Source organism: Rhodococcus sp. TAF43 (assembly GCF_052113525.1).
In the GTDB taxonomy this organism is placed as follows: domain Bacteria; phylum Actinomycetota; class Actinomycetes; order Mycobacteriales; family Mycobacteriaceae; genus Prescottella.
The window spans coordinates 1-10,994 of the sequence record NZ_JBFRDL010000085.1; the positions used below are offsets into that span (position 1 = coordinate 1).

Genomic DNA, 10,994 nt, shown 5'->3' on the forward strand with positions numbered 1-10,994 from the left:
GGGTGAACGGGACTCTAAGCTGCGGCGTGCGTGGGCCTGCACAGCAGCTTCGCGCAGGACCCAGGTGTCGCCGACGCGGGTGGCGGGCAGCTTCTTGGTGTTGATGGCTTTCAGGACGCCCTGGCGGCTCACACCGAGCGTGGTGGCCGCTTCGGTGACGGAGACGAGCGGGGGCAGTTCGATGGCGTCGGTGATGCGGTCGTAGTCGTCGGTGGTGAGCACGCGCAGGGACAGCAGCGTGAACGGGTAGCGGTCGAGGATGGCCAGGGCGGTGGTGTTGGCCTGGCGGATGGATTCGGCGGGCAGGGTGAACACGACCTCGGTGCGGCCGAGTTCGGAGCGGCCGACCGAGCCGGAGTGGTCGGCGATGGGCTCGATGAGCCGGTCGATGGTCTGCTCGTCGAACGGCACGTCGAGTTCTGCCACGACGTTGTACGACTGTGCGGTCACTGTGTGGACGTCCTTTCGTGTTTCGTGTGAGGTGCGCAGTTTGGTTGGATGAGTCCGGGCCGGGGGTGCTAGGTACACCCCCGGCCCTTTCTCATGCGTTCAGTGGCGCGGTGGCCACGCGAACCCGGTCTGGCGCTTGATCTGCGCCAGGGCGTTCTTGAAGGCCCGCCGGTCGCTCGCCGTTTTCGAGAACGTGGTGATCACTTTCCCGTCCTTGCGGACGATCGGGTGGCCAGCAGTTGTTTCGCCGATCTCGAATCCGGCCTTCTCGAGCACCTTCAGGACCACCTTGGTGTCCCGGTCGATTCCCTTGAACTTCTGCGGCAATCCTCGCACCTCTCTGTTTAATTGACAACCTAATCATAACCTATTGGTTGTTGATTGACAACTCGCGACGCGGAGAGAATCCATGACCTGAGGTTTCCCGGTTGTCGGCGCAGGGGCCGGCGGTTACGCGCGCGGTGGCCTGGGCAGCAAGAAGGGACCTCCCCCGCCTCCGGAGCTGTGTTCGTCACTCACGCCGCCCCGCCCCGGGAGGGACGGGATCTGCCACGGGTCAGTGCGGCGTGTAGGTCTGCGCGCGGGTGATGCCGGTGTCGTAGTCGTCGACGTACTCCCCCGCCCCAGGGGTGTAGGTGCCGCCGACCCGGTCGGGGTCGTAGGCCATGAACACCACATCGGGGCGGCCACCGTTGAAGCTGTCGAACCGCTGATAGTCCCAGCCGTCGGGGGCGTAGTCGTCGTTCCAGTGCAGCCGGGCGACGGGCACGAATCCCGCGTCGGCGTAGAGGTCCGGTAGGACTGTGTCGAAGCAGTCGAGGCGTCGGCCACCGAGCGCGGTGGCATGTCGGAGCATCGCGCGCGCCGCGTGCGGGTGGGCGCAATCCTTGTGGGCGAACACCGACACGACCTCGTCGCCGTTGAGCGCGGCACCGGCCTTCCCGTCGTCGGTGACCAACAACCGCATCTGCCGGTACTCGTCCTCCTCGTACACGTGGACCGATGCCGCGTACGGGTTCTTCCGGGTGAGCTCGAGCATCTGCTCGCGATAGACGTCGGCGTCGGCCGGGGCCAGCTCGTAGAGCGTCGGCGCGGACAACCCGCGCGAGGCCAGATCGTCCCGCACGTGCTTGGGCAGCGTGTGGACGGCAACCGGGTCGAGATGCCGGCCGCTGATCAGAAGCCGAGCGCTTCGGCCTCCTGGATCTTCGGATCGGTCCAGCGCTGCTCGATCTCCGTCCGCTGGGCCTCCGGCAGGTCCGGGCTCCACCCGAACGTCCTCCAGAACCTCTCCCGGCGTTCCTGCGTCATCGGTGCGTCGTACATCGGTGCCTCCGTCCTCTCGTTCATCATCGTCGCCGTCGCTCGCGCCGCCGCGCGCGCGGCGCAGGGCCTCGGTCTGTTCTGCGCGCAGCCGCTGGGCGGCCTCCAGACGGCGCGTCAGCTCGTCGCGGGCCTCGGTGTTGTCAGCGGCGTCGATCGCGGCCTGTAGGTCGTCCTGGCCGCCCGGGGTGGAGTCGTACAGGGCCAGGGTCTCGGCGTAGTCCGCTTCGGCCGCGTCGAGCCGGCGCTGGAGCCGGGCGTGGGTGGGGTTCTCGTCGCGCTTGGCGCGGGCCTGCGCGAGGCGGGCAGTGATCTTGTCCAGGCGCTCGCGCATGTGCGGGGTGCAGCGCGGTCCGGGCTTGGGTTTACACATCGGCGGCCCGCTCGGTCACCGCGTCGATCAACGCGGCCAAGGCGCGCCCCAGATGCGCGACTCGATCGGGGCGCGGGGTGCGGGGGTCGGCGAGGTAGGTGTCGCGGCGCAGCTCGATCATCACCGACGACACCCGGTCGTCTCGGCCGTAGTAGCGCAGCGGCACATATGTCCCGGCATACGGCGCGTTCGCGGCGATCTCGCCGAGGGACGCAAACGAGCCACGCGTCGCGGTGGCCAGCCAGTCCGGGGTGTGGACGGTGTCGGTGCCGATACACAGCGCTGGCCGCTCGGCGGTCGGGTCCTCGAACGCGGACGGCTTCTGGGGGTACGAGTGCAGGTCGATCACCACCGCCCGCCCGCACGCTGCGAGCCGGTCAGCGACAGCATCGGTGACCGTGTCCGCGTAGGGACGGAAGTACGCATCGAGCAGCGCGGTGGTGTGCGGGTAGGGCTCGGCGCGCAGCGGCGCACCCGAGCAGGTGCGGGTGTAGACCGCGCCACGGCCGAACGCGTTCGCGGGCTCACTGTCGTCGGGGAAGCGTTCCGGATCGATCACCAGGCGCGAGAGCTTGTTGATCACGACCGTCGGCCGCCACCGCACGTGGTCGAGTGCAGCGGCTGCGATCTCTGCGGTCGCGGTGTCGGTGGCCTCGTCCAGCTCGGCCGCCAGCTCGTCGTCGTCGAGGACCAGGTCCGCGCGGATCTCCGGCGGAATGAACCGTGACGAGTGCGGGACGTGAACGATCACCGGTGACCGGTCGTCGGCCCGCGTGAATGCAACAGTGCTGTGCACTGAATCCCCCTCCGTATGTTCGCGCAGGGCCGCGAGATTCCTTCTCCCCGAGCGGCCTACCGCATCCTTCCACTGGCCGACCGGACCCCGACCGTGCCGGGGGACGTGTTTTCGCCACGGCCTCCGCTCTCGGTGATGCTCACGTTCGATCTTCCTGTGCGTTTTCGGGCTCGCAGCGCCGGGTCACGCTGCGCCTGTTGCGGTTCGCCGAGTCGGCAGACGCGCTGCCAAGACGTCGGCGATGTCGATGCTTCCGCTGATGTGGGCGTCGGCGAACAGGCAGCGGAGCAGGAGCGACATCTGCTTTTGTGCGCGCCGGGGGTCCTCTGTGATCGTCGTGGACAGTGTCGAGCCCATGAGCGTCGAACAGAGGGTCTCGCCCAGCACGCGAGTCTGTGAACCCGGGCGCAGCTGTCCGGCACCGATTGCTCGGGCCACGAGGTCGTCGAGCCCGTCGACCCATTCGTGGTAGGCGCGGGCGCCTGGTCCTGGGTGGTTGACGGTCCCGCGTAGGTCGATCATCAAGGAGAGTCCGCCCACCATCGCCGGGCCCTGATGGTGGGCACTGACAAGGTCGTGGCAGACCATGACGATCTGGTGCAACGGTGAGGCGCCTGACCCCTCGGCCCGCGCGAGGAGTTCTCGGATCATCGTGGACCAGTCCGCCAGGACGCTCGCTGCGATGTCGGCCTTCGAAGCGAAGTGGTGATACACCGAGCCCTTCGTCACGTCCGAGTCGGCGAGGATGTCGTTGATCGAGGTACCGGTGTAGCCCTGCTGGGCGAACAGGCGTCGCGCCGCGTCCAGGATGCTCGCGCGGGTGACGACCGAGCGCTGCTGCATCTTCCGCGTTGTCATTGTCGATTTCCTTCCTCAGGGGGTCAGGGACAGGAGCCATTCGCGGCCGGAGGTGGCCACAGCGGCGATGAGGGTGGCCGCAGCGGCGGCGCTGACGGCGCGGCCGACGAGGTAGCGCCAGCCGCTGGCACGGGTGTCGTGGATGTGCCGGTACCAGCGTTCCCACAGCTGCCGGTCGTCGTCGCTGTCGAAGTCGCCTCCGATCGCGCGGCCGCGCCACCCGACATCGGTCACGCACGCGATCTCGTCATCGGTGAACCGCGCCGCGACACTGCGTAGCTCGCTCACGGTCGGGCCGGTGGTGAACTCGGGGTCCGGCTCGTCAGGGATCACTGGAACTCCTCTCGGGTCGAGCGAGATCTCTCCGGGCCTTGCAGAGGCGAGGCCCGGCTGCGCTACATCCGGTCGGCGACAGCGCGGGCATAGGCGCGGGCCGGCTCGGTGTCCATGCCGCCGATTCCCGCGTGATAGGCGGCCGCGACCGCTGCGCCGTCGACGGGCTTGCCTGCGGCCGCGAGCTCGTCGGCGAGCTGGCAGTCGATTCGGGCGAGCGCGTAGACGGCGTCACCCGGATCGAACGGCGAGGCTTCGCCGTTGCCGTCCTCGTCGCGCAGATGGACGGCGGCCGCCGGCATCAGCTGCGCGGGTCCGGCCTGACCGGCGGGCCCGATCGCGCGGGCGTCGAAGCCGGATTCGATGCCGAGCTGGGCGGCGAGGAACTCGCGGGTGATGTCCTGCGACGACGGGCACGGCAGCGGCGCGCGCTCGATCCAGGCCGCGAACTCGGCGGGCACGGCCCCGTCCGCGACGGCGGCCGTCGTCTCGGCAGTGGCCGGCGCAGCGGTCGTGGTGGTGGTGGTGGTGTCGGTGCCGCAGGCCGCTGCGAGCGCGGCGGCTGCGGTGGCCGCCAGAGCGAGCGCAGCGCGGCGGGCGGTAGATACGAACATCGGGTTCCTTTCTGGGCGGGCCGGTGCCGGGGTGTGCCCGGCACCGGCCCGATGCGGATCTTCGCGGTCAGTGCAGCGGGAAGTTGTGGACCTTGACGTTCCCGGGGACTGCCCGTCGGCACTCGGCACGACGACGGCGGCACGGACGTGGGCCGGGACCGCCGCACCGTAGCCGCTGGCGGCGTAGCCGTTCGAGTCCAGCTGGTAGGAGCCGGTTTCGGCGTCGTGGACGGCCGGGTGCAGGTACCAGGTGGTTCCGCGCGGGGTACCGAGGAAACCGGGGACGTATTCCGCCACGCTCGTACCGGCGGCCACGTCGACGGTGGTGACCTGGGTGGCCCAGGTGACCGAGACGAGGGCGTACAGAGGAGCGCCGAGCACGCCGGTCGCCGTGACGACGTCGTCGCCGCCGTCGAAGGCATGGACGTCCGCGCCGCGTGCCGGGTGGCTCGGGAAGCTGTGGACGTGGCCGACGACGAGCACGGCTGCGCCGTCGATCTCGGTGRCGAAGCCGGTCGGCAGCATGGTGGCGAGTTCGGTCATGGTGGCCTCCTCTGTAGGGGTGGATGTTTCAGGTGCGCAGTGCGCCCGGTCAGGCGGCGGTAGCGGCGAGCTGGCGATTCAGGCGCGGCTTGACGTCGAGGGCGTCCATGTCCTCGAACACGCGGCCGTCGGCCAGGCGCACGTCGACGGACATTCCGTCACGGTCGGTGGTGAAGTCGATGATCTCCACGACCTCGCCGTGGATCGGCTCCCCGGTGATCGAGGTGGTAACCAGTTCAGCGGCAGCGAGATTCAGCATTTGTTTGCTCCTTCGGTGGGCGTTTCCGACATCCCGCACATTACAACGTCACGTTACGTTGTCGCAAGTGGGGAGATCGAATTGACCGCCTACCGCCTCGCCCTCGATACCGCCGGGACGTGTCATCTGTGCAGGTCACACACCGTTTCGGGATCTGTTGCCGAAGACGAAAATTGCCGAGCATCGAGAGCGTGTCTCGATGCTCGGCAACGGGCCGATCAGGTGGGGCCGGCTACCCGCCGGGACGTGCCATCTGCGCAGGTAGCCGGTTGTTTCTATCTCAGCTCGGGATCGGTCCAGTAGGGCGGGATCTGGCTGGCCAGGCCCTCGGCGGACTTGGTGCCGTTGCGGCTCTGGTTGCAGGGCCCCGACCAGCCGACATGTACGGGCAGGCCCTCGGCGTAGTGGAAGGTGGTCCACACGAACGTAGCCGGGCCGCCGCCATCTGGCCCTCCGCATCTGCGTGGGTTCACCGGTCCATCGGCGGCATTGAACGAGTCGACGACGGTAGCCAACTCCGCGCCGTCGATACGCCCGGACGCTGTCAGCGGCGGCGGCGTAGGTGGTCCATCCCCTCTGGCAGGCACGTCGTAGCGGCACACCTCGGCAAACAGCGGCGTGTCCGGAACCATCGCCTCGGCGGTGCCGGGGCGCGCGGGTCCGAAGTCCCGGGACCATCCGGACGAGCACTCCACCTGCGGTTCCGCCGGCGTATCAACTACTGATGTCGTGGTGTCCGTGCYCTCGGCTGCTCGGTCGTCGTTCGTGCATCCGGTCAGTGCCAGCGCGATCCCCACCCCCACGCACAGCGCCGATGCCGTCAGGACGCTGCCGGATACCTTCGATGTTTCCCCCATGCCCGAAGACTACGAGCCGCCGTCCTCTCGCCGACGGCCGTCGACACCAAGCCGCATGCAACCTCTCGGCCGGGACATGTCGTCCACGCAGATCGGAGCGTGTTTCGGGATGCGTTGGCGCAGACGAAAATTGCCGAGCAGCGAGACTGTGTCTCGATGCCCGGCAATGGCTGATCAGGTGGGGCCGGCTACCGGCCGGGACGTGTCATGTGCGCAGGTCAGGACTCTTTTTTCGCCCCATCGTGGACGCGATGAGCGCGAAGCCGAGCCAACCGACGGCCGTGCCGCCGATCAGTCCCCATGCGAGAACGACTCGCGGCCATTCCAGGCTGGATGCCGAGGTACCAGCGGCCGCGTCCCCGTAGTGCCCCGGGAGCCATGCGAGATCGGCCAGTTGCATCGAGACGGCGATCAGGCCAGCACCGGCCCCGACCAGCCACGCGAGCCCTCCGACGACCGCGAGGACCATTCCGGTCAGTTCGAGGGGTTCGGCCGCCGCGCGCTGGCCCGGACGAGGAGCTTCGAAGGTCTGCGCATCGTTCATGGGGGTGTCCTTTCGTGGAGTGCGTCGACGGGGCCGGCGACCGGCCGGGACGTGTCGTCTGCGCTGGTCAGGATTCGTTTCTGGTGCGCCCAAGTTCGTTGGCTGCGCGGATGATCGGGTGCTCGTCGAACTGTTCGGGGTCGATCCGGGCGCCGAACTCGTCCAGGCCCGCCTTTTCCATCAACGCGCGCAGGTACGTCGCCCACGCGCGTTCGCCGTGGAGTCGGACACTCTCATCGAGGATGAACACACCTCCGGCCGCCCGAACCCGCTCGGTGGCCGTGGCGATGAAGTGGGCCAGCTCGGCGTCCGAAAAGAGCTGGGCGACAGTGGCCGGGGTCGGCGAGGTGGTCATGGTTCTCCTGATCGTCTGGTGGCGGATCTCTGCCTAGTTCCCAACAAGCCGCGTCACAATGAGGACGACGACCGAGACGATGCCGACGATGTAAAGAGCTGTGGACATTGACTTCTCCTGGTCGAGTCGGGTCGGGACGTGCCGGGGCGAGCGTGGGGGTGTAGGTGTCGAGCCGCCCGGTGATGCGGTCGTCGGCCTCGTCGAGGGCGGGCCCTCACAACCCCAGCGTGTCCGTGACGAGCCTGGCGATCCCCCAGATGATCAGGGGACCCACTGCCATCGCAGTGAAGGCGAGKGGAAAGTGAAGCCGCTCGAGCAGCGTTTCGCGGTCGGTCGAGAAGTCGGGCCGGTCGGTACTTCCCTGGTTCATGTTCTGTTCCCCTGGTTCATGGTCGCGTCGTGGGACGTGTCGTTTGTGCTGTTCAGGGCGTGTTTTCGGTCGCGCTCAGGCGTGGTGGTCGTGGGGGCCGGCGGGCAGCGTGTGTAGTGCGGTGAGGTCGCCGGTGAGGACCTGGAGGCGGGTGGTGATGGCTGTGTGGAGGTCTCGGGCGTCGTAGGCCACTACTACGCCCCCATGCCGATGAGGATCGGAGGGCCGTAGACGGCTGCGAGCAGCAGCACCATCCCGGCCAGCAGCGTGAGCCAGAAGCCGCGCCGGTCCTTCACTCGGTTCTCGATCAGATAGTCGAGGAGCCCCATCCATCCCCCGTCGTGCGCCTGTGTCTGGGCGCGGTTGTTCTGTCGTTCGATGTTCTGGTCCATGAGTCCCCCTCGGGTCTGGTGCTCGGTGTGGATGGTCATGCGGGCCGCGTCCATTCGATAGCCGCGAGGTCGGGGCGGCCGTCGGCGAGGAGCGCGAGCAGCGCGCAGGTGGCGCGCACGTCGGCGAGTGCGCGGTGGCCGCCGTCGAGGCGGAGCCGGCCATCGGTGCCGAGTCCGAGCGCTTCGCAGCGGCGGGCCATCACGCAGTGCCAGCGCGCGGGATCGAACAGGTGCGCCGGGTCGATGCTGTTGCGGCGGCAGTCGTGCAGGACCCGGTCCCGATCGAACGGGGCGTTGTAGGCGAGCACCTTTCGGGTGGCGGTGATCGCGGCGAGGCGGGCGTGGACCTGCGGCCAGGTCGGTGCCCCGGCCAGATCGGCGGCGGTCAGCCCGTGGACGGCGTGCGCCTCGGGGTGGATCGGTTCGCCGTCCGGGTCGACGAGGGTGTCGAGCAGGACCTCACCGGTGGCGGCGTCGATGACCGCGACCTCGATGATCGAGCCGTCTAGCGAGGTGGTCTCGACATCGAGGATGCAGGCCACACCGGGTGCGAGCATCATGTTCGCCCACTGGCGGGGCGTCAGGGTGAAGGTGGGCACTGCATCCTCCTCGGTCCGGAACATGGTCGCCTACCCCTCCGACACCTTCGCGGCCTGCGCGCGCTCGGCTTCGGCCAGGACGTTGACGTACATGTCGAAGTGGCCGCACGGGTTCTCCCACGTGTCACACGAAAGCCACTGCCCGTCGTCGTGGAAGTTGTGGTTGGTCGGCACCCCGCGCGGGCCGCTGCACAGCGGGCAGATCGCGTCGAGGGTGATGGTGCGGATGATGGCGTGGCTTACCGGCGAGTGTCGGCGGTCGGCCACGCGGACGGTGAACGTGCCGGTGGCGAGCTGGTAGCCGCGGGCCGACGGCTTCACGCGGAGGCGGTCGATGTTGATCTGCACGACCCGGTCCGGGTGCGTGACGGTGAGCTCGGAGCGGCTGTAGACGGCGACGACCGTGCACACGGCCACGGTGCCCAGAGAACCGGCGTCCGCGAAGCCGTCGACGCGCAGGGTGCGCCGGTCGTCGCGGGTGGCCGGGTCGAGCCAGTGCTGGCCTACGCGGATCTCGTCGCCGTGGCGGTTGGTGATCGTGTCGGGCATGGGTGCCTCCTCCTCGGTGGGTTCGGGGTGGTCAGAGCTGCTTGTAGATCCAGGTGCCGGAGCGGCTGATGTGCGAGCGGCGGATCATGTTCGCGGCTCCGGGCAGGTCGGCCGGGTCGGTGGTGATCTGGAATCCCATGTGCCCGTAGAGGCCGAGGGCTACGCGTTCGCGGTCGTCGACGAACCCGAACCACACGTCGGTGTCTCCGGTGGCGCGGTGGCGCTCTTCGGTGGCGTCGATGAGGGCGCGTGCGTGGCCCTGTCCGCGATGGCGGGGTGCGACGGCCACATGCTCGAGGAGCTTCGTCTCGAACACCAGCTGGTAGGCGGCTGCGTCCCCGAGCAGTCGTGCGGCTCCCATCGCCATGCCGACGGGAGCGTGGGAGTTGATCGCGGCGATGGTGCCGCCGTTTTCACGGATGAACAGCGCGACGCTGGTCGGGTCGACCGCCGCGCGCGTCTCGGTGGTTCCCATCGCACGGGGTGAGACGTCGCTGATGTGAGAGGCGAAGAACTGGCCGAGCTTTCGCAGCGCGGTGTCGGTGGTGGCGTCCTCGATGGTGGCGGGGTGGGTCATGGCTGGTCCTTATCTGTTGGTGGATCGGGTCGGTCCCGACTGTCGGAACAGGTTTGGGCGGGGGCACTCCCCCCGGGCGCCCGTGGTGGGCGCCCGGGAGGTGCGGCGGTCAGGCCGCGTCGGACTCGGCGCTGGTCTCGGGCTCGGCGCTGGTCTCGGGCTCGGTGACGCGCTGGCCGTCGACGATGCGGACCGGAGTGCAGTCGGCGTCGCGCAGGCCGCGGATCTCGGCGTAGGCGATCCGGTCGGTCCAGCTGCCGCCGATGATCGAGCGGATGGTCACGGACTTGACGTTGACCTTGACGACCTCGTTCCACTGACCGACGTAGAACACGTGATCGCCCTTGGTGAGGACGTCGCGGCTGTAGGGCGTGACCTTGCCGTCCGCGATCTGCTGGGCACGAACGCCCTGCCAGTAGGCCAGTTCCTCGGTGGTGTGGGCGATCTCGGCCAGCACGCGCTCCMGGTACTCGCCCCCGGCCGGCGCGTGGTCCTCGGTGTACTTCTCGCCGGTCTGCTTGTTCGTGTGCGCGTCGGCGCGGCCCCGCGCGGTGGCAGCCTCCCGCTCGGACAGCACGGCCTTGCCGAGCGCGTTCCAGGACTTCTCGATCGCGCGGCGGTGCCGGCCCTCGCTGTGGTGGCCGACCTTGACCGGCTCGCCGCCCTCGGGCAACGCAGCAGTGGCGGCCCGCTCGGCATCCCAGGCGGACTCGGCGGCCCCGGCCTTGCGGTCGGCCTTCGCCTCGAGCGCGTCGACCCGATCGGCCTGGCGGGCGATCCTGTCGGCCTCGACCTCGGCGACCTCGCGGTAGGTGTCGTCGACCTCCACCTCAACGGTGAACCCTGCGGCGCGCAGCGCGGCGGCCGTCGCGTTGATCTGCGCGAGCTTCGCGCGGCGATCCCGCGACTGCGGGACATACCAGGAGCCGAGACCCCGAGACCAGCGCCAGCGCTGGGCCTTCAGGACCTCCCCGGAGCCATCCCCGCGCGTCGTGCCGTCGATGAGCGTCCCGTCGACATGGGAATGGGTGATCGTCAATGCGGACATGAGCGGTCCGTCCTTTCGTCAGATGTGCAGGTCAGGGGGCGCGGCGCAGGTCAGCGGATGAACCGCCAGGCCGAACGCGCGGCGCGGGCCCCTGGGACGGTGCGGGAGGCCAGGTTCCCGGCAGCCTTCGCGGCGCGCTTGCCGTAGACCACGC

The 10,994-nt window shown here is 69.0% G+C and carries 17 protein-coding genes; all 17 read right to left on the minus strand.

Annotation, left to right across the window (positions count from 1 at the left end; translation table 11 throughout):
- The coding region (locus tag AB4Z09_RS28050; RefSeq protein WP_442241266.1) for a helix-turn-helix domain-containing protein at positions 1-426 on the minus strand (426 nt) is incomplete at its 3' end.
- Positions 427-549: 123 nt separating this feature from the next.
- Entirely contained in the window at positions 550-777 is a 228-nt protein-coding gene (locus AB4Z09_RS28055; protein ID WP_442241267.1) for a hypothetical protein, read from the minus strand.
- A 229-nt stretch (positions 778-1,006) separates the two neighbouring features.
- Positions 1,007-2,146 (minus strand): hypothetical protein, encoded by a 1,140-nt coding sequence (locus tag AB4Z09_RS28060; RefSeq protein WP_442241268.1) that lies wholly within the window; start codon positions 2,144-2,146, stop codon positions 1,007-1,009.
- The gene (locus AB4Z09_RS28065; RefSeq protein WP_442241269.1) at positions 2,139-2,942 is read right to left on the minus strand and encodes an N-formylglutamate amidohydrolase; all 804 of its coding nucleotides are present in this window, start codon (positions 2,940-2,942) and stop codon (positions 2,139-2,141) included. Before AB4Z09_RS28065 ends, AB4Z09_RS28060 begins: the two co-directional genes overlap by 8 nt.
- A gap of 183 nt (positions 2,943-3,125) precedes the next feature.
- On the minus strand, positions 3,126-3,800 hold the full coding sequence (locus AB4Z09_RS28070; RefSeq protein ID WP_442241270.1) for a TetR family transcriptional regulator: 675 nt from the start codon (positions 3,798-3,800) through the stop codon (positions 3,126-3,128).
- A 15-nt stretch (positions 3,801-3,815) separates the two neighbouring features.
- Positions 3,816-4,133, minus strand: a complete 318-nt coding sequence (locus AB4Z09_RS28075) for a hypothetical protein (RefSeq protein ID WP_442241271.1) — start codon at positions 4,131-4,133, stop codon at positions 3,816-3,818.
- Between the two features lie 62 nt (positions 4,134-4,195).
- The gene (locus AB4Z09_RS28080; protein WP_442241272.1) at positions 4,196-5,290 is read right to left on the minus strand and encodes a transglycosylase SLT domain-containing protein; all 1,095 of its coding nucleotides are present in this window, start codon (positions 5,288-5,290) and stop codon (positions 4,196-4,198) included.
- A 49-nt stretch (positions 5,291-5,339) separates the two neighbouring features.
- A complete protein-coding gene (locus AB4Z09_RS28085) occupies positions 5,340-5,549 on the minus strand; it encodes a hypothetical protein (RefSeq protein WP_442241273.1) in 210 nt (69 codons plus the stop codon).
- 275 nt (positions 5,550-5,824) lie between these two features.
- Complete coding sequence (locus tag AB4Z09_RS28090; RefSeq protein WP_442241274.1) at positions 5,825-6,406, minus strand: hypothetical protein; 582 nt, start codon at positions 6,404-6,406, stop codon at positions 5,825-5,827.
- A 205-nt stretch (positions 6,407-6,611) separates the two neighbouring features.
- Complete coding sequence (locus AB4Z09_RS28095) at positions 6,612-6,950, minus strand: hypothetical protein (RefSeq protein ID WP_442241275.1); 339 nt, start codon at positions 6,948-6,950, stop codon at positions 6,612-6,614.
- 67 nt (positions 6,951-7,017) lie between these two features.
- Positions 7,018-7,305 carry a hypothetical protein gene (locus AB4Z09_RS28100; protein ID WP_442241276.1) on the minus strand — a complete coding sequence of 96 codons (288 nt, stop codon included), beginning with the start codon at positions 7,303-7,305 and terminating at the stop codon, positions 7,018-7,020.
- Positions 7,306-7,519: 214 nt separating this feature from the next.
- Positions 7,520-7,675 carry a hypothetical protein gene (locus AB4Z09_RS28105; RefSeq protein WP_442241277.1) on the minus strand — a complete coding sequence of 52 codons (156 nt, stop codon included), beginning with the start codon at positions 7,673-7,675 and terminating at the stop codon, positions 7,520-7,522.
- A 194-nt stretch (positions 7,676-7,869) separates the two neighbouring features.
- The gene (locus AB4Z09_RS28110) at positions 7,870-8,106 is read right to left on the minus strand and encodes a hypothetical protein (protein ID WP_442241278.1); all 237 of its coding nucleotides are present in this window, start codon (positions 8,104-8,106) and stop codon (positions 7,870-7,872) included.
- Entirely contained in the window at positions 8,103-8,666 is a 564-nt protein-coding gene (locus tag AB4Z09_RS28115; RefSeq protein ID WP_442241279.1) for a 3'-5' exonuclease, read from the minus strand. Before AB4Z09_RS28115 ends, AB4Z09_RS28110 begins: the two co-directional genes overlap by 4 nt.
- Before the next feature lie 30 nt (positions 8,667-8,696).
- Positions 8,697-9,215, minus strand: coding sequence for a hypothetical protein (locus AB4Z09_RS28120; protein WP_442241280.1), 519 nt, complete (start codon positions 9,213-9,215; stop codon positions 8,697-8,699).
- A 31-nt stretch (positions 9,216-9,246) separates the two neighbouring features.
- Positions 9,247-9,792 carry a GNAT family N-acetyltransferase gene (locus AB4Z09_RS28125; protein ID WP_442241281.1) on the minus strand — a complete coding sequence of 182 codons (546 nt, stop codon included), beginning with the start codon at positions 9,790-9,792 and terminating at the stop codon, positions 9,247-9,249.
- Positions 9,793-9,901: 109 nt separating this feature from the next.
- A complete protein-coding gene (locus AB4Z09_RS28130; RefSeq protein WP_442241282.1) occupies positions 9,902-10,840 on the minus strand; it encodes a DUF3560 domain-containing protein in 939 nt (312 codons plus the stop codon).
- Positions 10,841-10,994: the final 154 nt, after the last annotated feature.

Excerpts from the sequence above, each read along its gene's own strand:
- AB4Z09_RS28110 (WP_442241278.1), bottom strand. The coding sequence starts at position 8,106 with ATGACCATCCACACCGAGCACCAGACCCGAGGGGGACTCATGGACCAG.
- AB4Z09_RS28095 (WP_442241275.1), bottom strand. The coding sequence starts at position 6,950 with ATGAACGATGCGCAGACCTTCGAAGCTCCTCGTCCGGGCCAGCGCGCG.
- AB4Z09_RS28100 (WP_442241276.1), bottom strand. The coding sequence starts at position 7,305 with ATGACCACCTCGCCGACCCCGGCCACTGTCGCCCAGCTCTTTTCGGAC.
- AB4Z09_RS28070 (WP_442241270.1), bottom strand. The coding sequence starts at position 3,800 with ATGACAACGCGGAAGATGCAGCAGCGCTCGGTCGTCACCCGCGCGAGC.
- AB4Z09_RS28125 (WP_442241281.1), bottom strand. The coding sequence starts at position 9,792 with ATGACCCACCCCGCCACCATCGAGGACGCCACCACCGACACCGCGCTG.
- AB4Z09_RS28085 (WP_442241273.1), bottom strand. The coding sequence starts at position 5,549 with ATGCTGAATCTCGCTGCCGCTGAACTGGTTACCACCTCGATCACCGGG.
- AB4Z09_RS28060 (WP_442241268.1), bottom strand. The coding sequence starts at position 2,146 with ATGTGTAAACCCAAGCCCGGACCGCGCTGCACCCCGCACATGCGCGAG.
- AB4Z09_RS28120 (WP_442241280.1), bottom strand. The coding sequence starts at position 9,215 with ATGCCCGACACGATCACCAACCGCCACGGCGACGAGATCCGCGTAGGC.